This is a genomic window from Paucibacter aquatile, assembly GCF_002885975.1.
GTDB classification, from domain to species: Bacteria; Pseudomonadota; Gammaproteobacteria; order Burkholderiales; family Burkholderiaceae_C; genus Paucibacter_A; species Paucibacter_A aquatilis.
The window spans coordinates 1051244-1071285 of sequence record NZ_POSP01000003.1 but is presented as its reverse complement, the minus strand read 5'-3'; the positions used below and the strand labels follow the sequence as shown (position 1 = coordinate 1071285).

General features: G+C 66.3%; 17 protein-coding genes. 13 read left to right on the top strand and 4 right to left on the bottom strand.

Annotated elements, in window-relative coordinates:
• Positions 1 to 63: 63 nt before the first annotated feature.
• The 3 genes from C1O66_RS07865 to C1O66_RS07855 form a co-directional block, all read right to left on the bottom strand.
• Positions 64 to 2589, bottom strand: a complete 2526-nt coding sequence (locus C1O66_RS07865) for a two-component system response regulator (protein ID WP_102767368.1) — start codon at positions 2587 to 2589, stop codon at positions 64 to 66.
• Positions 2586 to 4439, bottom strand: a complete 1854-nt coding sequence (locus C1O66_RS07860; protein ID WP_165794528.1) for a PAS domain S-box protein — start codon at positions 4437 to 4439, stop codon at positions 2586 to 2588. The genes C1O66_RS07865 and C1O66_RS07860 overlap by 4 nt, the downstream gene beginning before the upstream one ends.
• Before the next feature lie 327 nt (positions 4440 to 4766).
• Positions 4767 to 5384, bottom strand: coding sequence for a phenylacetic acid degradation protein PaaY (locus tag C1O66_RS07855; RefSeq protein WP_102767366.1), 618 nt, complete (start codon positions 5382 to 5384; stop codon positions 4767 to 4769).
• Between the two features lie 269 nt (positions 5385 to 5653).
• Here C1O66_RS07855 and C1O66_RS07850 point away from each other — a divergent pair, with 269 nt between their 5' ends.
• The 12 genes from C1O66_RS07850 to C1O66_RS07795 all read left to right on the top strand — a co-directional run bounded on the left by C1O66_RS07850 (position 5654) and on the right by C1O66_RS07795 (position 16661).
• Positions 5654 to 6457, top strand: a complete 804-nt coding sequence (locus tag C1O66_RS07850; protein ID WP_102769536.1) for an enoyl-CoA hydratase-related protein — start codon at positions 5654 to 5656, stop codon at positions 6455 to 6457.
• 35 nt (positions 6458 to 6492) lie between these two features.
• Positions 6493 to 6966: a hydroxyphenylacetyl-CoA thioesterase PaaI gene (gene paaI / locus C1O66_RS07845; RefSeq protein WP_102767365.1), complete on the top strand. Its 474-nt coding sequence runs from the start codon at positions 6493 to 6495 to the stop codon at positions 6964 to 6966.
• 17 nt (positions 6967 to 6983) lie between these two features.
• On the top strand, positions 6984 to 8288 hold the full coding sequence (gene paaK, locus C1O66_RS07840; RefSeq protein WP_102769535.1) for a phenylacetate--CoA ligase PaaK: 1305 nt from the start codon (positions 6984 to 6986) through the stop codon (positions 8286 to 8288).
• A gap of 37 nt (positions 8289 to 8325) precedes the next feature.
• Positions 8326 to 9327 carry a 1,2-phenylacetyl-CoA epoxidase subunit PaaA gene (gene paaA / locus C1O66_RS07835; protein WP_102767364.1) on the top strand — a complete coding sequence of 334 codons (1002 nt, stop codon included), beginning with the start codon at positions 8326 to 8328 and terminating at the stop codon, positions 9325 to 9327.
• On the top strand, positions 9324 to 9617 hold the full coding sequence (paaB, locus tag C1O66_RS07830) for a 1,2-phenylacetyl-CoA epoxidase subunit PaaB (RefSeq protein ID WP_102767363.1): 294 nt from the start codon (positions 9324 to 9326) through the stop codon (positions 9615 to 9617). The genes paaA and paaB overlap by 4 nt, the downstream gene beginning before the upstream one ends.
• A 10-nt stretch (positions 9618 to 9627) precedes the next feature.
• The gene (paaC, locus tag C1O66_RS07825) at positions 9628 to 10404 is read left to right on the top strand and encodes a 1,2-phenylacetyl-CoA epoxidase subunit PaaC (protein ID WP_102767362.1); all 777 of its coding nucleotides are present in this window, start codon (positions 9628 to 9630) and stop codon (positions 10402 to 10404) included.
• Complete coding sequence (paaD, locus tag C1O66_RS07820; RefSeq protein ID WP_102767361.1) at positions 10404 to 10931, top strand: 1,2-phenylacetyl-CoA epoxidase subunit PaaD; 528 nt, start codon at positions 10404 to 10406, stop codon at positions 10929 to 10931. The genes paaC and paaD overlap by 1 nt, the downstream gene beginning before the upstream one ends.
• Positions 10932 to 10955: 24 nt before the next feature.
• Entirely contained in the window at positions 10956 to 12035 is a 1080-nt protein-coding gene (gene paaE, locus C1O66_RS07815; RefSeq protein ID WP_102767360.1) for a 1,2-phenylacetyl-CoA epoxidase subunit PaaE, read from the top strand.
• 39 nt (positions 12036 to 12074) lie between these two features.
• Positions 12075 to 12698, top strand: coding sequence for a TetR/AcrR family transcriptional regulator (locus tag C1O66_RS07810; RefSeq protein ID WP_102767359.1), 624 nt, complete (start codon positions 12075 to 12077; stop codon positions 12696 to 12698).
• An 80-nt stretch (positions 12699 to 12778) separates the two neighbouring features.
• Positions 12779 to 13957, top strand: coding sequence for an ABC transporter substrate-binding protein (locus C1O66_RS07805; RefSeq protein WP_102767358.1), 1179 nt, complete (start codon positions 12779 to 12781; stop codon positions 13955 to 13957).
• A gap of 93 nt (positions 13958 to 14050) precedes the next feature.
• Positions 14051 to 16105 (top strand): phenylacetic acid degradation bifunctional protein PaaZ, encoded by a 2055-nt coding sequence (paaZ, locus tag C1O66_RS07800; protein ID WP_102767357.1) that lies wholly within the window; start codon positions 14051 to 14053, stop codon positions 16103 to 16105.
• A 49-nt stretch (positions 16106 to 16154) separates the two neighbouring features.
• Positions 16155 to 16661 (top strand): hypothetical protein, encoded by a 507-nt coding sequence (locus tag C1O66_RS07795; protein WP_102769534.1) that lies wholly within the window; start codon positions 16155 to 16157, stop codon positions 16659 to 16661.
• A gap of 33 nt (positions 16662 to 16694) precedes the next feature.
• On the opposite strand, the gene C1O66_RS24675 is transcribed toward C1O66_RS07795, so the two are convergent.
• Complete coding sequence (locus C1O66_RS24675) at positions 16695 to 17453, bottom strand: C40 family peptidase (protein ID WP_341476779.1); 759 nt, start codon at positions 17451 to 17453, stop codon at positions 16695 to 16697.
• A 485-nt stretch (positions 17454 to 17938) separates the two neighbouring features.
• Between C1O66_RS24675 and C1O66_RS07785 the strand changes: the two genes are divergently transcribed.
• Positions 17939 to 19963, top strand: coding sequence for a M3 family metallopeptidase (locus C1O66_RS07785; RefSeq protein ID WP_165794527.1), 2025 nt, complete (start codon positions 17939 to 17941; stop codon positions 19961 to 19963).
• Positions 19964 to 20042: the final 79 nt, after the last annotated feature.

Below are 20042 nucleotides of genomic sequence, written 5' to 3'. Positions count from 1 at the left end.
GAATGCAGCGACTCTAGCCAGCCCGGGGTGGCCAGCCCTTGAGCCAGATCAAGCCGGATTGAGTCAAGCGCTGCCCGCAGCGTTTGGCGCCAGGCTTTCACGCAAGCTGAGTAGATCGGCCTCGGGCAGGGCGCGGCTGTAGAGCCAACCCTGGGCATCGCTGACCCCGAGTTTGAGCAGCACCTCGCGCTGCGCCTGGGTCTCGACGCCCTCGGCCGTGAGTTCCAGGCCCAGGGTGCTGGCCAGGGCCACAATGGCCCGCACAATGGCCAGATCATGGCCCTCGCGCTCCAGGTCGCGAACAAAGCTCTTGTCGATCTTGAGCCGGTCGAGCGGGAAATGCTTGAGCAGGGACAGCGAGGAGAAGCCGGTGCCAAAGTCATCGATGGCCAGTTTGACGCCCAAGCGGCGCAGCTCGCCCAGGATCACGCGGCCGCTGTCCACCGACTGCAGGGTCGATTCGGTGATCTCCAGCTCCAGGCAGGCCGGCGGCAGGCCGTGGCGTTTCAGCGCCTCGGCCACCAGATCGACAAAGCCTGGGCGTTGCAGCTGGCGCGCCGAGATGTTGACGGCCAGACGCTCCAGCGGCCGGCCGCTGGCCAGCCAGCGCACGCCCAGGCGACAGGCCTGATCCAGGGCCCAGCGGCCGAAGTCCTCGATCAGACCGATGTCCTCGGCCACCGGGATGAAGCGATCGGGGCTGATGGCGCCCAGCTCCGGGTGCTGCCAGCGCATCAGCGCCTCGGCGCCGATGACGCGCTGCCGGGCCATGTCGACGATGGGCTGCCAGTGCAACATCAACTCCTGGCCCAGGCGCGCGCGGCGCAGGCCTTGTTCAATCTGCAGCCGGGCCACAGCCTTGTCGGACAGCCGCGCGCTGAACACTTCATAACGGTTGCGGCCCGCGGACTTGGCCTCGTACATGGCGGCGTCCGCGGCTTGAATCAGCGCGTCTGCCGAACGGCCGTGCTCCGGAAACTGCGCGATGCCCACGCTGGCGGAGACGGACACCGGGTCACGCCCTGCGAGCTCCACCGGCAGGCGGATCTGGGCCAGCAGCTTCTCGGCCAGAGTGGTGGCGTCGTCCGTGCGGTGAATGTCGCTGAGCAGGATGATGAACTCGTCACCGCCGAGGCGCACCGAGACATCCGAGCGGCGCAGGCACAGCTCCAGCCGGCGCGCGATCTGGATCAGCAGCTCGTCGCCGACGCCGTGACCCAGGGTGTCGTTGATGGTTTTGAAACCATCCAGATCCATGAAGAGCAGGGCGAAGCGCGCAGGCTCGCGATCACGTTGCCCCTCGTTGCCGATGAAGTGGCGCAGGCAGACCTCGAGGTGGTGCCGGTTGCCCAGGCCCGTCAAGGCATCGTGGTAGGCAAGATGCTGGATCTGCGTCTCGGCCCGGCGCAGGGCCGAGATGTCGGTGAAAGTCAGCACCTGGTGGCTGAGCCGGCCCTGGGCATCGAGCACCGGGGCCAGGTGTTGCCAGGCCGGAAACAGGCGGCCATCGCGGTGCCGGCACATGGTCTCGCCATGCCAGACGGCGGCGCGCGCGGAGCTGCCCTCTTCATCAGTGCTGGTGTAGTTGGCGCCCGCATGGAAGGGGGCTTGATCGTTCTGCCGCTGGGCGGGCAGAAAGCTGCGCACGTCCTGGCCCAGTACCTGCTCCAGGGTCCAGCCGGTCATCTGCGTGAACGAGGGATTGATCGCGCGCACGCGGTGCTGGGTATCGAGGATGACGATGGCGTCGGCCGCGGATTCGAACACCACGGCAGCGCGGCGCAGCTGGGCCTCGGTCTCGAGCTGCACGCTGATGTCGCGGAACACGCCGATGATCTTGCCGTCGCCGGGCACGCCTTCGCTGAAGTGACAGGCGCGGATCTCCAGCCAGGTCGGTGGTTCCTGGGCGGGCTTCCAGCGCGTCACGCAATGGGCCGAGCCACCCGGTTGCAGCAGGGCGGCCAGCTGCTCGCGTGCTGACAGTTCGATGCAGGCCATGAAGGCCTGGCGCGAGAGTGCAAAGCCGCGTGCCGTGGAGAGCTGCAAGGGGTCGACATGGCCGTTCAGCTCGATCTGGTCCGATTCTGGATGGAACTCCATCACCCCGAGCTGGGCAGCGTCCAGGGCCAGACGGTAGCGCTGCTCGGCCCGTTCGGCCTGGCGTTCGACCTCGCGCCGCGCCAGGGCCATGCGGATGGTGGCATTGAGCTCACGCAGCTCGAAGGGCTTGAGCAAGTAGCCATAGGGCGCGGTCAGACCGGCCCGTTCCAGCGTGGCCGGCTCTGCATAGGCGGTCAGGTAGACCACGGGGATGCGCAGCTGGCTGATCAAGGTCTGTGCGGCGCGCGTGCCGTCGCCGCCCTTGCCGAGATTGATGTCCATCAGCACCAGGTCGGGGCGATCGCTGCGGGCCAACTCCAGGGCGCGCTGCTCGGAGGCCGCCACGCCGTTGACGATGTAGCCCAGGGATTCCAGGTCCTGCTTGAGATCCAGCGCGACGATGCGCTCGTCTTCGACGATCTGAATGCGGGCCAGACGTGGTGTGGGCGTCGGCGGGCTGGGTGGCGGCGGGTTCAGGAGTTCGTTCATTCCGGGCTGACCTGGGTGAGCGGTGAGGGTGCGCTGGGCGGCATGGCCGAGGCGCGGTCGGGCTGGCTGGCGAAGCGGACGCGGATGCGGGTGCCGGGCCCATCGAGCAGGCTGAGCTGTCCGTCGAGCTGCTCGGCCAGCAGGGGGATCAGCTGGAAGCCCAGTGTGCGGCTGTCTTTCCAATCGGGGCGCTGCGCCAGACCGATGCCGTCGTCGCAGACATCGAGATGCAGCAGACCTTCGGCTTCGTGTTCGGCACGGATTTCGATGCTGCCGGCACGGCCTTCGGGAAAGGCATGCTTGAAGGCATTGGTGACCAACTCATTGACGATCAGTCCGCAGGGAATGGCCTCCTGCAAATGGATGGACAGGCCGCATTCGGGCGCCAGCACTCGCACCTGGATGTTCTGTTGGGGATCGCTGTAACTTTCGCGCAGCAGGGCCGCCAGGCGCTTGAGGTAGGGGCCCAGCTCCAGCTCGGTGAAGTCATTGCGTTCGTAGAGCAGCTGGTGGGTCAGGGCCATGGCGCGGATGCGGTTCTTGCTCTCGCGCAGCACCAACTTGACCGATTCGTCGACATGGCGCGATTGCAGGCGCAGCAGGCTGGAGATGATCTGCAGATTGTTCTTGACCCGGTGGTGCACCTCGCTGAGCAGGGCGGTTTTCTCTTGCAGCGCGCGTTCGACCTGGGCTTGCGCCGCCAGGCGTTCGTCGATGTCGGTCACGGTGGCCAGCACCTCGGGCGGATCGCTGTCGGCAATCGGGTTGAGTCCCACCTCGACATTGAAATGGCTGCCGTCGCGTCGCAGTGCCTGCAGCGAACGGCGTTTGGCCATGGGCCGGGTCTGGAGGTGGCCGAAGAAATGGCTGATCAGAGCCGGGTGGCCGCTGCGCGACGCCAGCGGCACGAGGGAGTTGATGTCACTGTCCTGCAAGCCGCTGCTGGGGCAGGCGAACAGCCGGTCCATGGCCGTGTTGGCCAGCAAGATGCGGCCGTTGGCATTGACCAGGGCCATGCCATCGGGCGCCGCGTTGAAGGCGCTGCGAAAGCGCGCTTCGCTGGCGCGCAGCGCTCGCTCGCTGTGCACGCGGTCCGAGATGTCGATGCCGCAGGCAATCAGATGGCTGATGCGCTCCTGCCCGTCGCGCAGCGGGGCGAGCATGAAATCGATGGTCATGCGCGTGTCTCCGCGCATGCGCACGACGATGTCGCGCCGGATCACCTGGCCACGCCCGGCGTCGGCGATGGCGGATTGCAGCCAGGCTTGCAGCTCGTTGTCGTGACCCCACCAATATGTTTGGTAGAAGGGGCGGCCCAAGACCTCGTCCTTCTCGATGCCGCCTGCCTCCAGGGGGGCGCGGTTGGCCTCCAGCAGCAGGCCGTCCAGGCTGAGCAGGCCGACAAACGCGAACAGCCCGTCCAGCACGCGGCGCAACTGGGCCTCGCTCTCGCGCAAGGCCTCTTCGGCGCGGCGCTGGCTGCTGAGGTTGACTGCCTGCACCAGGATGCCCACGATGGCCTGCTCTGCATCGCGCAGCGGCAGGTAGCTGGCCTCCCACTCCGAGAGCTCGCCCGGATGGCTGGGCACGCGCACCTGGATGCGGAACTTTTCCAGCGCCTGGCCCTGGTGCAGCACCGCGTGCAGCAAGGGTTGGAGATGGGGATAGGCCTCGGGCAGGACCTCGGCCACGCTGCGGCCCAGCAAGTGCTCGGCCGGCACGCCGTTGAAATCTGCCAGGGCGCGGTTGACCCGTTGATAGCGCAGCTCGCGGTCGAGTACGGCCAGGCCGACCGGCATATCGCTGGCGAACAAGGTGTCCAGCACGGCGCTGTCGGTGGGCCCGCTCACGCTGAAGACCCCGAGCGGCCGGGCAGGTCGCCGGCCGGATGCGGCGAAAACGAGGCCCGCAGGCGCCAAGTTGGCATTGGGTTCGAACACGAAACGATTTGCATGCCTGCTCCTCCCTGGGAACCAACGACAGCCACAAGCGCCAGTCTCGACCCCGCCTATCTTGACGTTTGTCAAATTCGAGTCTACCCGCATGCATGGCGCGGCGGCGGAATCTTTACGTCCTGTTCCAAGCGCTCGAATCTAAGCGCGGAGCTGAGGCTGGGCTACCGGTGCAGGCTCGCATGGCGGCCAGGATCTCGGCGCTTCGCGCCACGGGCGTTTCCCTCAGGCCTTGTCTGGCGCAGGCCCCGCGGTGGCTTGCTTGGGCCGGTGCGAGCCCACTTGCAGGCGTGGCCGCTGGCTTTCCGCCTCGGGCAGTGGCTGAACCTCGCGCAGGCTGGCTTGGCAGCGCAGGGTCAGGTCTTGATAGGTCTCGGTGCCGGTGCGCTTCCAGCGGATTTCATCCTCGCTGAGTTCGCGCATGACCTTGGCCGGCAGGCCGGCGATCAGCGAGCGCTCGGGCAGCTTGAGCCCGGCGCGCACAAAGGCGCAGGCGGCCACGATGCTGCTGGCGCCGACCTCGGCCGCGTCCATGACCACGGCATTCATGCCGACCAGGGCGTCGTGGCGCACGATGCAGCCATGCAGAACGGCGCCGTGGCCGATGTGGCCGTTGCGCTCGACCACAGTCAGCGAGTCCGGGAAGCCGTGCACCACGCAGCTGTCCTGGACATTGGCACCCTCGTGGATCTCGATGCGGCCGAAATCGCCGCGCAAGCTGGCCAGGGGGCCGATATAGCAGCCCGGGCCGATGTGGACATCGCCGATCAGCACGGCCGTGGGGTGGACATGGGCGCTGGGGTGGACGACCGGGATGACGCCGTCGATGGAGTAGGAGGGCATGGGCGGGGGTGGGATGGTGAACGGGTGAACGGGTGAACGGGTGAACGGGTGAACGGGTGAACGGGTGGGGCATGCAGACGAGTGTGGCTGATTCACCTGTTCACCCATTCACTTGTTCACTGCATTCCAAGGGTTTACGCTGATCGGCGCCGTCTTGCGCCAAGTCAAGGCGGACCTTACGATCTACCGACCGGTCGGTCAATAGTGTTTTGCTGCACCCACCGACCGTGTCACAAGCCTGTTTGTTGCTCCATCGCCCCGAGGCCCGCATGCAAGAACCGCAACTTTTGAGCCAGCAGGACGGTGCCGTCCGCACCCTGACCCTGAACCGCCCGGCGGCGCTCAATGCCTTCACCTCGGGCCTGCTGGCCGAGCTGCGCGAGGCGCTGGATGCGGCCGCGGGCGATGCCAGCGTGCGCTGCGTGGTGATCACCGGCGCTGGCCGCGCCTTTTGCGCCGGCCAGGACCTCAGCGACCCCATGGTCAACCCCGATTTGAAACCTGGCGAATCGCCCAAGGACATCGGTGCCTTGCTCGACGGCTTCTACATCCCCCTGGCCCAGCGCGTTCGCAGCATGCCGGTGCCCGTGATCGCCGCCGTCAACGGCGTGGCGGCCGGCGCTGGCGCCAATCTGGCCTTGGGCTGCGACCTGGTGCTCGCCGGCAACTCCGCCAGCTTCATCCAGGCCTTTGCCAAGATCGGCCTGGTGCCCGATTGCGGTGGCAGCTGGTTGCTGCCGCGCCTGGTGGGGCGCGCCAAGGCCTTGCAACTGGCCCTCCTGGGCGAGAAGCTGCCGGCCGCCGAGGCGCAGGCCATTGGCCTGATCTACAAGGCCGTGCCCGATGAAGAGCTCGCCGCCAGCGCCCAGGCCCTGGCGCAAAAGATCAGCCAGATGCCGGTGCGCGCCATGGCCCAGACCCGCATGGCGTTTGATGAAGCCGGCCTGCTGGACTTTGACGACGCTCTGCGCCTGGAGGCGGTGACGCAAAGCCAGCTCGGCTTCTCGGCCGACTATCTGGAGGGTGCCGCGGCCTTTTTGCAAAAGCGTGCGCCCAAGTTCAGCGACCGCTGAAGAACCCCAGCGCCAGCATCAAGACGGAGCCGCCCATGAGCATGGATGCACAAGAGATTGCTGAAGCCGTGAAGCGCAGCATGTGGGCCCAGGACCGCGCCAGCCAGAGCTTGGGCATGGAGGTGCTGGCCATTGCGCCCGGCGGCGCCACCCTGGCCATGACCGTGCGCGAGGACATGCTCAACGGCTTTGAGATCTGCCACGGCGGCTTGATCACCACCCTGGCCGACTCGACCTTTGCCTTCGCCTGCAACTCCTACAACGAGCTGACCGTGGCCTCCGGCTTCAGCATCGACATCGTGGCACCGGCCCGGCTCGGCGACCGCCTGACCGCGGTGGCGCGCGAGGTCTCGCTGGCAGGCCGCACCGGCGTCTACGACATCACGGTCAAGAACCAGGCCGATCAGCTGGTGGCCGTGTTCCGCGGCAAGAGCTATCGCATCAAGGGCAAGCCGGTGGTGCTCTCGCCCCTGGCTCCGGATTTGGAACCCTCGGAAGGTGAGGCATGAACGTGACGACGAACAGCATGCCATCGCGTCCCGGCCTGGACGCGATCGAGAGTGCCAGCCAGGACGAGCTGCAAGCCCTGCAGCTGAGCCGCCTGCGCTGGAGCCTGCAGCATGCCTACGACCAGGTGCCGCATTACAAGGCCGCCTACGATGCGGCCGGTGTGCACCCGTCCGATCTGAAGAGCCTGGCTGACCTGGCCAAGTTCCCCTTCACCACCAAGAAAGACCTGCGCGACAACTACCCCTTCGGCATGTTTGCCGTGCCGCGCCAGCAGGTGGCGCGGGTCCATGCCTCTTCGGGTACCACGGGCAAGCCGACGGTCGTGGGCTACACCCAGCAGGACATCGACACCTGGGCAGGCTTGGTGGCCCGCTCCATCTACGCCGCTGGCGGCCGCGCGGGCGATCTGGTCCATGTGGCTTATGGTTATGGTCTCTTCACTGGCGGGCTGGGCGCGCATTACGGCGCTGAGAAGCTGGGCTGCACGGTCATCCCCATGTCCGGTGGCCAGACCGAGAAGCAGGTGCAGCTGATCCAGGATTTCCGGCCCGACATCATCATGGTCACGCCCAGCTATATGCAGGTGATCATCGAGGAGTTTGCGCGCCAGGGCCTCGATGCGCGCGAGATGTCGCTGCGCATCGGCATCTTCGGGGCCGAGCCCTGGACCGAGGCCATGCGCCGCGAGATCGAGGGCAAGGCTGGCATCGACGCGGTGGACATCTACGGCTTGTCCGAGGTCATGGGCCCGGGCGTGGCCAGCGAGTGCATCGAGAGCAAGGACGGCCCCGTGATCTGGGAAGACCATTTCTACCCCGAGATCATCGACCCCGAGACCGGTGCCGTGCTGCCCGATGGTGCTGAGGGCGAGCTGGTCTTCACCTCGCTGAGCAAGCAGGCCCTGCCCATCATCCGCTACCGCACCCGCGATCTGACCCGGCTGCTGCCGCCCACCTCGCGCAGCATGCGGCGCATGGGCAAGATCGTCGGCCGCAGCGACGACATGCTCATCATCCGCGGCGTCAATATGTTCCCGACCCAGATCGAAGAACTGGTGCTGCAGGAGCCGCAGCTCTCGGGCCAGTACCAGATCGTGGTCTCGCGCGAGGGCGCACTCGACGAGGTGGAGGTGCGCTGCGAGCTGCAGCCGGCCGCCGCAGCCGCCGATGGCAGCCAGGTCGCCCAGGTGGCCAAGTCCTTGCAGCACCGCATCAAGACCCTGGTGGGTGTGTCCACCAAGGTCCATGTCGGTGCTCCCGATTCGATTGAACGCACCCTGGTGGGCAAGGCTCGCCGGGTGATTGACAAGCGCCCGCGTTGATTCAGCCCCGCGGCGGCCTCTTTCAGGAGCAAAGCAGATGTACACCCAAGCCATGAGCGTCGGCCCACAGGATGTGGCCACCAAGGCCAAGAGCGCCGAGGACGCGGCCCGAGAAGCCGCATTCGAGGCCCGCATCGATGCAGGCGATTTCATCGAAGCCAAGGACTGGATGCCCGAGCATTACCGCAAGACCTTGGTGCGCCAGATCAGCCAGCATGCGCATTCCGAGATCGTCGGCATGCTGCCCGAGGGCAACTGGATCAGCCGCGCGCCCACGCTCAAGCGCAAGGCCATCCTGCTGGCCAAGGTGCAGGACGAAGGCGGCCATGGCCTCTACCTCTACTCGGCCGCCGAGACCCTGGGCACTAGCCGTGATCAGATGCTCGATGCGCTGCACAGTGGCCGCGCCAAGTACAGCTCCATCTTCAACTACCCGACCCTGACCTGGGCCGATATCGGCGTGGTCGGCTGGCTGGTCGACGGTGCGGCCATCATGAACCAGGTGCCGCTGTGCCGCTGCTCGTATGCGCCGTACGCCCGCGCCATGATCCGCGTCTGTCGCGAGGAGAGCTTCCACCAGCGCCAGGGCTATGAGTCCCTGCTGGTGATGATGCAGGAAGGCACGGCCGCGCAAAAAGCCATGGTGCAGGACGCGGTCAACCGCTGGTGGTGGCCGTCTCTGATGATGTTCGGCCCGGCCGACAAGGATTCGCCCAACTCCGAGCAGTCCATGCGCTGGGGCATCAAGCGCATCAGCAACGACCAACTGCGCCAGAAGTTTGTCGACGCCACCGTGCCCCAGGCGCAGATTCTGGGCATCACGCTGCCGGACCCCGATCTCAAATGGAATGAAGAACGCGGTGAGCATGACTTCGGCGCCATCGACTGGGCCGAGTTCTGGCGCGTGGTCGGCGGCGACGGCCCCTGCAACCGCGAACGCCTGGCCACCCGCGTCAAGGCCTGGGACGAAGGCGCCTGGGTGCGCGAGGCGGCACTGGCCCACGCCCGCAAACAGATGAACAAGGAGCAAGCCGCATGAGTTCGATCGACAAGGAATGGCCTCTGTGGGAGGTCTTCGTGCGCAGCAAGGCTGGCCTGGACCACAAGCACTGCGGCAGCCTGCACGCACCCGACGCCAAGATGGCCGTGCAGATGGCCCGCGAGGTCTACACCCGGCGCCAGGAAGGCTGCAGCATCTGGGTGGTGCTGTCCAACCAAATCGTCGCCTCGGACCCGGGCGAGAAGGGCATGTACTTCGACCCGGCAGAAGACAAGGTGTACCGCCACCCGACCTTCTATCAGCTGCCCGATGCCATCAACCACATGTAAACCAGCCGGTATGAGCCAAGCATCGATTCAAGTGGGCGCCAGCCCGCAAGTGCAGTACCTGCTGCGCATCGCCGACAGCTGCCTGATCCTGGGTCAGCGCCTGGGCGAGTGGTGCGGCCATGGCCCCATCCTCGAGGAAGACCTGGCCCTGGCCAATATGGCCCTGGACCTGATCGGCCAGGCGCGCGCGCTGCTGACCCATGCCGCGCACCTGGACGGGCAGGGCCATGACGAAGACCAGCTCGCCTTTTTGCGTGACGAGCGCCAGTACCTGAATCCGGTGCTGATGGAGCTGCCGCGCGGCGATTTCGCCTTCACCCAGGTGCGCAACTTCGCCGTCGCCACCTGGCTGCAGCTGCTCTGGGGCCGCCTGGCTTCTAGCAGCGATGCCGAGGTGGCGGCGATTGCCGCCAAGGCCGTCAAGGAATCGCGTTACCACCAGCAGCATGCCGCCGACTGGGTTGTGCGCCTGGGTGATGGCACGGACGAATCCGCCGCCCGCATGCGCGAGGCCCTGGCCCAGCTCTGGCCTTTGTTCAACGAGCTCTTCGACGCCGATGCGGTGGACGCCGCGGCGGTGGCCCAGGGCCTGGGCCCGGCCTGGTCGGAGCTGCGCGCCGACTGGCAGGCGCAGATGGACGAGGTGCTGGCCGACGCCACCCTGGCCCATCCCAAGCCCAGCGCCTACGTGTCCGCCGGCCGCCGTGGCGTGCACAGTGAGCACATGGGCCATCTGCTGGCCGAGATGCAGTACCTGCAGCGCGCCTACCCCGGGGGCAAGTGGTAATGAGTCTGCCATCCAGCAGCGCCTGCGGTCGGCTGGAAGCCGCCTGGGAGGTGCTGCGCCAGATTCCCGACCCCGAGGTGCCGGTGATCTCGCTCTGCGAGCTCGGCATCGTGCGCGATCTGCGCCTGCGTGAGGACGGGGTCGAGGGCCTGGAGGTGGTGCTGACGCCCACCTACAGCGGCTGCCCGGCGACCGAGCTGATCCAGGACGATGTGCGCACGGCCTTGTCTGCTTTTGGCTCGGTGCAGGTGACCCTGCAGCGCGCGCCGGCCTGGACCACCGACTGGATCACGGCCGAGGGCCGCGAGAAGCTGCGCGCCTACGGTATTGCACCGCCCGGGCCGGTGGCGTCGGGCGCCGAGCAGCCGATCCGCCTGGTGCACCGCGCCTCGCTGAGCCAGCTGGCCTGCCCGCGCTGCGGCAGCCTGCAGACCGAGAAGCTGTCTGCATTTGGCTCCACCGCCTGCAAGGCCCTGTACCGCTGCTTGAGCTGCCGCGAGCCGTTTGAGCATTTCAAACCCATCTGAATTCAAAGAAGACGGATCCCAGCGATGAGTCTGCATTTCCATCCCCTCAAGGTCAGTTCGGTCACACCCGACACTGACGACGCCGTGATCCTCAGCTTCGAGGTGCCCGCCAGCCTGCAAGCTGATTTCCAGTTCGTGCCCGGTCAATACCTGACCCTCCGCCATGAGGTGAAGGGCCAGGACCTGCGCCGCTCCTATTCCATCTGCGCCGGCGCCGATGACGGCGAGCTGCGCGTGGGTGTGCGCCGAGTGGAAGGCGGCGCCTTCTCGACCTGGGTGCACGGCGAACTCAAGGCCGGCGCGGTGATTGAGAGCTATCCGCCTCAGGGCCGTTTCGGCGCCCAGGCTCTGGCCGGGCGCGGCGAGCATCATGTCGGTATCGCGGCTGGCTCGGGCATCACGCCCATCCTGTCCATCATGAAGACGGTGCTGGCGCGCGACCCAGAGGCCCGCTTCACCCTGATCTACGGCAACCGGGCCCAGGCCTCCACCATGTTCAAGGAGGAGATCGAGGACCTGAAGAACCGCTATATGACGCGGCTGTCTCTGCACCCGGTGTTCTCGCGCGAGCAGGTCGATGCGCCGCTGCAAGCGGGGCGCATCGATGCGGGCAAGCTGGCGGTGTTCCTGGCCACGGTGCTGCCACCGTCCAGCATCGACCAAGCCTACATCTGCGGGCCGTTCGAGATGAACGAGGCGGCCGAGGCCACCTTGCGCGCCTCCGGCGTGGACGAGTCGCGCATCCATGTCGAGCGCTTCGGCACGCCCGAGATGCAGGCCGGCCAGCCGGCGCCCCACCAAAGCCTGGCCGGCGATGCCGACAACGCTCGCGTGACGGTGATTCGCGACGGCCTCAGCCGCGAGATTGAGTTTTCCAAGAGCGATGCCAGCCTGCTGGACGCCGCCGCGCGTGCAGGCATGGATGTGCCCTTTTCCTGCAAGAGCGGTGTCTGCTCGACCTGCCGCTGCAAGCTGCTGGAGGGTGAGGTGCGCATGGACAAGAACTTCGCGCTCGACAAGCATGAGATCGCTGCCGGTTTCATCTTGAGCTGCCAGGCCCATGCATTGACGCCCCGCGTGGTGATTTCTTTTGATGAACGCTGAACCGATGTCGCGCTCCCGTTCACCGATGGACGCAAGCTGATGGCCCGCGGACGCGCTCCGGGTTTCGAGAACCAGCGCGAGCAGATCCTTCGCGAGGCCGCGCGATTGTTCGCGCATCAAGGCTACCCGGGCACTTCGATGAATGCCGTGGCCGAAGCCTGCGCCGTGAGCAAGCCCACGCTGTACCACTATGTGCGCGACAAGCACGAACTGCTGGTGCAGATCTGCGAGAGCCATGTCCAGGATCTGGAGGCCTTGGTGCAAGAGGTGCTGGCGCAAGACCAGGCCCCCGAGGCGCGCCTGCGTGCCCTGATCGCCCGCTTTGTGCAGGCCTATGGCCAGGCGCAGAACGAGCACCGGGTGCTGACCGAGGATGTGAAGTTCCTGGACGAAGCCGATCGCCTGCGCCTGACGGCGATCGAGCGTCGTGTGGTCGCGGCCTTTGCCGACAGTGTGGCGGCCGTGCGGCCCGAGCTGCAGGGAGCCAGGCTGCACAAACCGCTGACCATGCTGCTCTTTGGCATGATCAACTGGACCTTCACCTGGCTCAAGCCCGATGGCGAGCTGACCTATGACGCGGTGGCCCCCATGGTGGCCGATCTGTTCTTTGGCGGACTGGGCGCGGTGCAAGCCGAGCCTGGGGCGCAGGCCTTGCAAGTTTGATGAAGGCTTGGCGGCGGACCATGGCTGGCTTGCCTAGGCACGCCTTTTTTCACGGACAACACACAGGAGACAGAACGAGCATGAATGCCACTTCGCTGAAGCACCCATCGTCGTCACACCGCAAGACCTGGCTGAGCCTGGCCGCTGGACTCTTGCTGTGCGCCCAAGCCCTGGCCGACATCCATGTCGGCGTCACCGTCTCGGCCACCGGGCCGGCAGCTTCCCTGGGCATCCCGGAGAAGAACACCTTGAGCCTGATGCCGACCAGCATCGCCGGCCAGAAGGTCAATTACATCGTGCTCGACGATGCCTCTGACACCACCTCGGCCGTGGCCAACACGCGCAAGCTGATCACCGAGCACAAGGTCGATGTGGTGATCGGCTCGACCACCAGCCCCAATTCCCTGGCCATGATCGATGCCGTGGTTGAGGGCGCCACGCCCATGATTTCCATGGCGGCTTCCAACCGCATCGTCGACCCGGTGGACACCAAGAAGCGCTGGGTTTTCAAGACCCCGCAGAACGACATCATGATGGCCCTGGCCATCGCCCAGCACATGGCCTCGGCGGGTGTGAAGACCGTGGGCTTCATCGGCTTTGCCGATGCTTATGGCGAGGGCTGGTTCCAGGAGTTCAGCAAGATCGCCGAGCTCAAGGGCCTGAAGCTGGTGGCGTCTGAGCGCTACAACCGCACGGACACCTCGGTCACGGGCCAGGTGCTCAAGCTGGTGGCGGCCAAGCCCGATGCGGTGCTGATCGCGGGCTCGGGCACGCCGGCCGTGCTGCCGCAGAAGTCACTGCGTGAGCGCGGCTACGCCGGCAAGTACTACCAAACCCACGGTGTGGCCAACAACGACTTTTTGCGCGTCGGCGGCAAGGATGTGGAAGGCACCTTCCTGCCCAGCGGCGGCGTGCTGGTGGCCAGCCAGCTGCCGGCCGATCATCCGGTCAAGAAGAGCGCGCTCGACTACGTCGCTAAGTACGAAGCGGCCTTTGGTAAGGGCACGGTCTCGACCTTCGGCGGCCATGCCTGGGATGCCGGCCTGCTGCTGCAGGCGGCCCTGCCGGTGGCGCTGAAGAAGGCGCAGCCCGGTACGCCGGCCTTCCGCGCCGCGCTGCGCGATGCGCTGGAGGGCGTGAAAGAACTGCCCGGCGCCCACGGCGTGTTCAATATGTCGCCGACCGATCACCTGGGCCTGGATCAGCGTGCCCGCGTGATGGTGAAGATCGAAAAGGGCGCCTGGCTCTACCAGCCCTGACACCAGCCCTGACGCCGGGTTCACACGGAACCCTTAGCAAGCAGGGGCCCGATCGGGCCCCTTTTGTAATCCACTCAGAGACAGACCACCGCCATGAGCGCCACCCCTCCCATTCTTCAAAGCCTGATTGCCAACCGCTGGATCGGCAGCCAGGCGGCCCGAGCCCTGCACAGCGCCGTCAACGGCCGGCCGGTGGCCTTGACTCATGCGGATGAGATCGACTTTGCCGAGAGCCTGAGCTATGCCCGGGGTCAGGCCCTGCCTGCCTTGCTGGCCCTGGATTTCCAGCAGCGCGCCGCCAGGCTCAAGGCCTTGGCGACCTATCTGCTGGAGCGCAAGGAGGGGCTGTACGCCATTTCCGCCCACACTGGCGGCACGCGCAGCGACAACTGGATCGATATCGAGGGCGGCATCGGCACCTTGTTTGCCTACGCCAGCATCGGCCGACGTGAGCTGCCCTCCAGCAATGTGATGCACGAGGGCCCGGCCATTCCGCTGAGCAAGGAGGGGCAGTTCATCGGCTCCCACATCCTGGTGCCCAAACGTGGCGTGGCGGTGCACATCAATGCCTTCAACTTCCCCATGTGGGGCATGCTGGAGAAGTTCGCGCCCAGCTTCCTGGCGGGCATGCCTTGCATCGTCAAGCCGGCCACCGCCACCTCCTTCGTGGCCGAGGCCTGTGTGCGCCTGATCCATGAAAGCGGCCTGCTGCCGGCCGGCAGCTTGCAGCTGATCGTGGGCGGCTCGGGCGACTTGCTGGACCGCCTGGAGGAGACCGATGTGGTCACCTTCACCGGCTCGGCCGACACCGCCGCCATGCTGCGCGTCAACAAGAACCTGATTGCGCGCTCCATCCCCTTCAACGGCGAAGCGGACAGTCTGAACTGCGCCATCCTGGCGCCCGATGTGGAGGTGGGCGACCCCGAGTTCGAGCTCTTCGTGAAAGAGGTGGCGCGCGAGATGACGGCCAAGACCGGCCAGAAATGCACCGCCATCCGCCGCGCCATCGTGCCCGCCCGCCACATCGATGCGGTGGCCGAGGCCTTGCGTGCGCGCCTGGCCAAGATCAAGGTCGGTGACCCGGCCGTCGACGGCGTGCGCATGGGCGCCCTGGCCTCCAAAGCCCAGCAGGCCGATGTGGCCGAGCGCGTGGCCTTGCTGAGCGCCGGCAATGAAATCGTCTTCGGCGCCAAGGACGGCTTTGCGCCGGTGGGCGAAGGTGTGGGCGAGGGCGCTTTCTTTGCGCCGACCTTGCTGCTCTGCCGCGATGCCTTCGCCAACGAGCAAGTTCACAACCTGGAAGCTTTCGGCCCGGTGTCCACCTTGATGCCGTACCAGGAACTGGACGAGGCCCTGAGCCTGGCCGCCAAGGGCCGCGGCAGCCTGGTCGGCTCGGTGGTCACCAAGACGCCGGCGATTGCCGCGCAAGCGGTCTATCACGCCGCGGCCTTCCACGGCCGTCTGCTGGTGCTGGACCGAGACGCCGCCAAGGAGTCCACGGGCCACGGCTCGCCCCTGCCGCAGCTCAAGCATGGCGGCCCCGGCCGCGCTGGGGGTGGCGAAGAGCTGGGCGGCATCCGCTCGGTCAAGCACTACCTGCAGCGCTGCGCGGTGCAGGGCAGCCCGACCATGCTGAGCGCCATCACCGGCGAGTACCAGCGCGGCGGCCGGGTGCAGGAGGATGCCGTCCATCCCTTCCGCAAGTATTTCGAAGAGATCCAGGTCGGCGATTCCCTGCTGACCCACCGCCGCACCGTCAGCGAGGCCGACATCGTCAATTTCGGCGGCGTCTCGGGTGACTACTTCTACATGCACTTCGACGAAGTGGCGGCCAAGGACACGCAGTTCGGTCAGCGCATCGCCCACGGCTACTTTGTGTTGTCGGCCGCGGCCGGCCTCTTTGTGTCGCCGGCGCCCGGCCCGGTGCTGGCCAATTACGGCCTGGACACGCTGCGCTTTGTGAACCCGGTGGCGATCGGTGACACCATCCAGGCGCGCCTCACATGCAAACGCCGCATCGACCGCGGCAATCGCCCCGACCAGCCGCCGCAGGGCGTCGTGGCCTGGGATGTGCAGGTGATGAACCAGCGTGGCGAGCTGGTGGCCAGTTATGACATCCTGACCCTGGTGGCCAAGAAGCCGGCTTGAGCATCCTCTGCTGACAGGCCCGGGCCGGCGCCGTGATACCGTGCCGGCCATGAACACGCATTTGCAAGCCGCACAGAACGCGGTGCTGAACGAGGAAGACACCTGGGTGCAGAGCGATCTGCTCTGGCGCGATGAGCGCTGGACGGCCGAGGTCATCAAGAACGAAGACGACGAGGGCTGGGCTGTGGCCATGACCCTGGCGGGCGAGGCCGAACCCGCCTTGGTCGGCCCCTGGACCATGGGTCGCGACAAGAAGAACCCCAAGCCCTTGTCGGCGCCGGCCTTTCACACCTTGGTGAAAACCGCCTCCGAGGTGCTGCGTCGGCATGAGCAGCAGCTCCACGCCCGCCTGCACAAAAGCTTGAAGATCGACACCGAGCAGGGCCGCATCCAGGTCTTGCTGGACATCGTTCCCGATGAAGACAACCCTTATGCCACGCTGACTGCGCGCAACGACGATGGAGAAACGATCGCGCAGATCAAGGTCGACGCCGGTTTCAAGCTGAGCGAAGCCTCGGCCCAGGCCTGGGCAGCGAAAGAGTTCTTGCGGCCTTGAGTTCGGCCTGAAGACCGTCCAACGTCCGGCGGCTTACTTGGCCGGCGCGTTGTTGTTGGCTGCCGCCGCGTTCAGGTCGGCGCGGCGTGCCCCGGTGAAGCGCTTGGCCCAGTAGGCCTCGCGCATGTCCTCCACCCGCACGGCACCGCCGACGCGGGGCGAGTGGATGAACTTGCCCTCGCCGACGTAGATGCCCACATGCGAGAAGGTGCGGCGCATGGTGTTGAAGAACACCAGATCGCCGGGCTTGAGTTCGGTCTTGTTGATGGGCAGCAGGCTGGCCAGGCGTGCCTGTTCGTCGGCGCGGTGCGGCAGCACCATGCCCACGCTGAGCTCGAAGATGTGGCGGGTGAAGCCGCTGCAGTCAAAGCCGCTTTCGACCGACTTGCCGCCGCGCGTGTAGCGCACACCCAGGAAGTTCATGGCCGAGAGCACCAGGCCGGAGGCGGTGTCGCGCACCTGGTTCAGCAGGCTGCTGGACTCAGCTTGCGCCAGCAGGCCGCGTTCTTGCAGAAATCGGCTGACGGGGTCGCTGGAGGTGGATGTGGTGACTCCGGCCGGGCCATGGGCGGCGCCGCCGTTTCCGGAGGCTGCCAGCGCCGCAGGTAGGGGCGCGAGGTTGGCATTGCCGGTGACTGCCGACAGGTTCTGTGAGTTCGTGGGGCCAGCCGTCAGTTGGCTGGAGCTCGAGTTCTGCAGCAGGCTCTGGCCGTAGGCGCCGGTGACCATGCCTGGTGGCGGCGTGGTCTGGGCTTGTGCCAAGGAGGCGCCCATCAAACCCAGGCTCGCCATCAAACTCAGCGCGCGGACAGCACGTCCGAGCGAAGTGGCAGTGGGGGAGGGGGTCTGGCGGCTGGCGTCGAGCATGGTGTTCGGCGCGCAGCTTATGGGGGGGCTGTTGCGGGTGTCAAGCAAAGTGGCAGGCGACCGAGGGAAATCCCGGCGCAATCAGAAGGCAGCGGAAGCAATCATCAACCCCAGTCGCTGCTCGATCTAGGGCTAACCCTTAATTTGAACACAGATGATGTCAGGCTTTGAGGTGACAGGTCTTGCGTTCCGGCAAGGTTTCACGGATTGCGCTGGCGCAGCCCATGCCGTGGGGAACTTGTCGGCTGTGCGGCTTGCGCGCGGTGCATGGCTTGCAAAGGTCTGGCCTGTCGCAAACCCCGCTGTGGCCGGGATTCGCGGAGGCGCACAATCCCAGCCCACAAGGCGGCTGCGAGCAAAGCGTTTACGCCTGCAGCCCTCGGGCGGCCAGGGGCCTCCTGGTTCGCCCCATGACTTCATTTCATTTCTTCCCGATTGCCACCATGAAGCACAAGCATCTGTTCCTCGGCGCTGCCGCTCTTTTGCTGGGCGCACAGGCGCTGGCCCAGAGCGGCGGCGCCGCCGCCGTTCTGCCCGGCCCAGCGTTTCCCCAATTCAAATCGGTCGCGCAGGTCAAGTCGGCTTGCGATGCCGGGTTGGCCGGCGCCAAGAAGCGCTTGGCTGCGCTGGAACGGCGCAAGCTGGATACCGGCTGGCTGGCGGCCTATGACGATTACTACACCTACCAGGAGGACGTGCAGTACCCGATCGAGTTCGTGCTCAATGTCCACCCCGACAAAGCTGTGCGTGAGGCCGCCCAGGCCTGCGCCATGGCCTGGTCCGAGTACAACACGGGGGTGGGCCAAAACGAAAAGCTCTACCGCGCCCTGAAGAGCGTGCCCACGCCCACCGCTTTGGAGCGCGAGCTGCAGCGTGTGGCTCTGGGCAGCTTCGAGGATGCGGGCGTGGCCCTGCCGCCGGCCAAGCGCAAGCAAGCCAAAACCTTGCTGGTGCGCCTGGCCGAGCTGGACCAGAAGTTCGGTCAGAACCTGCGCGATGCCGGCGTCAAGGTCAGCTTCAGCGAGGCGGAGCTCAAGGGCGTGCCCGAGGGTGTCTGGGCCAAGGCGCCGCGCGATGCGCAGGGCCGCATCGTGCTGGGTGTGGACTACCCCAGCTCCGGCCCGGTGATCCAGATGGCCGAAGACCCTGCCGCGCGTGAGCGCATGTGGCGGGCCAAGAACAGCGAAGGCGGGGACGCCAACCTCAAGATCCTCGACGAGATCACGCAGGCGCGCCAGGATTTCGCCAAGCTCTTTGGCTACAACAACTTCGTGGACTTCAATCTGCGCCGCCGCATGGCCAAGGACTCGGCCAGTGCCTGGAAGTTCCTCAACGAGGTGAAGAGCCAGGTGAGCGAGCGCGAAGTCGCCGATATGGCCCAGTTGCGCGCCGCCAAGGCGCAGCATCTGGGTACCCCGCTGGAGGCCACCCAGGTCTTCGCCTGGGACAGCGCTTTCTATGCCGAACGCCTGCGGCAGGCGCAGTTCTCGGTCGACCAGGAAGCCTTCCGCGAGTACTTCCCGGCCCAGGAAAGCCTGCAGTTCGCCATGCGCGTGATCGAGCGGCTGATGGGCGTGAAGTACACCCGCGTGCCGGCCGAGCTGTGGCATCCGGAGGCTCAGGCCTATGCCGTCAGCGACGCTGCCAGCGGCAAGCCCCTGGCCACGCTTTACGTGGATCTGTTCCCGCGCGAGGCCAAGTACAACCACGCGGCCGTCTGGCCGCTGCGCTCCAGCGCCACCCGCATCGGCCGCACGCCCACGGCCGCCCTGGTGGTCAACTTCGACCGCAAGGGCCTGACCCTGGGTGAGATGGAGACGCTGCTGCACGAGCTGGGTCATGCCGTGCATAACAACCTGTCCAACACCCACTACGCCTCGCAAGGCGGTACCAATGTGATGCTGGACTTTGTGGAAGCCCCTTCGCAGATGTTGGAAGACTGGGTTTACGACAAAAAGGTGCTCAAGCTCATGGCCGAGGTCTGCCCCAGCTGCAAGCCAGTGCCGGATGCCCTGGTGGACAAGGCGGTGGCGGCCAAGGAGTTCGGCAAGGGCTCTCAGTACGGCCGCCAGCACCTGTTCGCCAGTTATGACCTGGCCTTGCATGGCCCGGTGCACCAGGAGCCGCTGGCCCTGTGGGCCAAGATGCAGGGCGCCACGCCTCAGGGTTATGTCGAGGGCAGCAAGTTCCCGGCCGGCTTTGCCCATGTGGCGGGCGGTTACGGTGCCGGCTATTACGGCTACCTCTGGAGCCTGGTCGTGGCCATGGATCTGCGCACGGCCTTTGCCGCTGACAAGCTGAACCCGGAGACGGGCATGCGCTACCGCAATCTGGTGCTGGGCCAGGGTGGCCAGAAGCCGGCGCCTGAGCTGGTGCGCGATTTCTTGCAGCGTGACAGCAATACCAAGGCCTTCTTCGACTACCTGAAACGCTGATCCTCGCCAATCTTGACCGTCGCCGCCGCCGCTCCTGGCGTTGGCTTCTGTTTCGAGCCCGCAACTCCTGCACGGAGTT

Bases quoted from the DNA above. Each gene is read 5' to 3' on its own strand.
- C1O66_RS07865 (WP_102767368.1), bottom strand. From the start codon at position 2,589: ATGAACGAACTCCTGAACCCGCCGCCACCCAGCCCGCCGACGCCCACA.
- C1O66_RS07855 (WP_102767366.1), bottom strand. From the start codon at position 5,384: ATGCCCTCCTACTCCATCGACGGCGTCATCCCGGTCGTCCACCCCAGC.
- C1O66_RS07850 (WP_102769536.1), top strand. From the start codon at position 5,654: ATGCAAGAACCGCAACTTTTGAGCCAGCAGGACGGTGCCGTCCGCACC.
- paaI (WP_102767365.1), top strand. From the start codon at position 6,493: ATGAGCATGGATGCACAAGAGATTGCTGAAGCCGTGAAGCGCAGCATG.
- paaK (WP_102769535.1), top strand. From the start codon at position 6,984: ATGCCATCGCGTCCCGGCCTGGACGCGATCGAGAGTGCCAGCCAGGAC.
- paaA (WP_102767364.1), top strand. From the start codon at position 8,326: ATGTACACCCAAGCCATGAGCGTCGGCCCACAGGATGTGGCCACCAAG.
- paaB (WP_102767363.1), top strand. From the start codon at position 9,324: ATGAGTTCGATCGACAAGGAATGGCCTCTGTGGGAGGTCTTCGTGCGC.
- paaC (WP_102767362.1), top strand. From the start codon at position 9,628: ATGAGCCAAGCATCGATTCAAGTGGGCGCCAGCCCGCAAGTGCAGTAC.
- paaD (WP_102767361.1), top strand. From the start codon at position 10,404: ATGAGTCTGCCATCCAGCAGCGCCTGCGGTCGGCTGGAAGCCGCCTGG.
- paaE (WP_102767360.1), top strand. From the start codon at position 10,956: ATGAGTCTGCATTTCCATCCCCTCAAGGTCAGTTCGGTCACACCCGAC.
- C1O66_RS07810 (WP_102767359.1), top strand. From the start codon at position 12,075: ATGGCCCGCGGACGCGCTCCGGGTTTCGAGAACCAGCGCGAGCAGATC.
- C1O66_RS07805 (WP_102767358.1), top strand. From the start codon at position 12,779: ATGAATGCCACTTCGCTGAAGCACCCATCGTCGTCACACCGCAAGACC.
- paaZ (WP_102767357.1), top strand. From the start codon at position 14,051: ATGAGCGCCACCCCTCCCATTCTTCAAAGCCTGATTGCCAACCGCTGG.
- C1O66_RS07795 (WP_102769534.1), top strand. From the start codon at position 16,155: ATGAACACGCATTTGCAAGCCGCACAGAACGCGGTGCTGAACGAGGAA.
- C1O66_RS24675 (WP_341476779.1), bottom strand. From the start codon at position 17,453: ATGGCGAGCCTGGGTTTGATGGGCGCCTCCTTGGCACAAGCCCAGACC.
- C1O66_RS07785 (WP_165794527.1), top strand. From the start codon at position 17,939: ATGACTTCATTTCATTTCTTCCCGATTGCCACCATGAAGCACAAGCAT.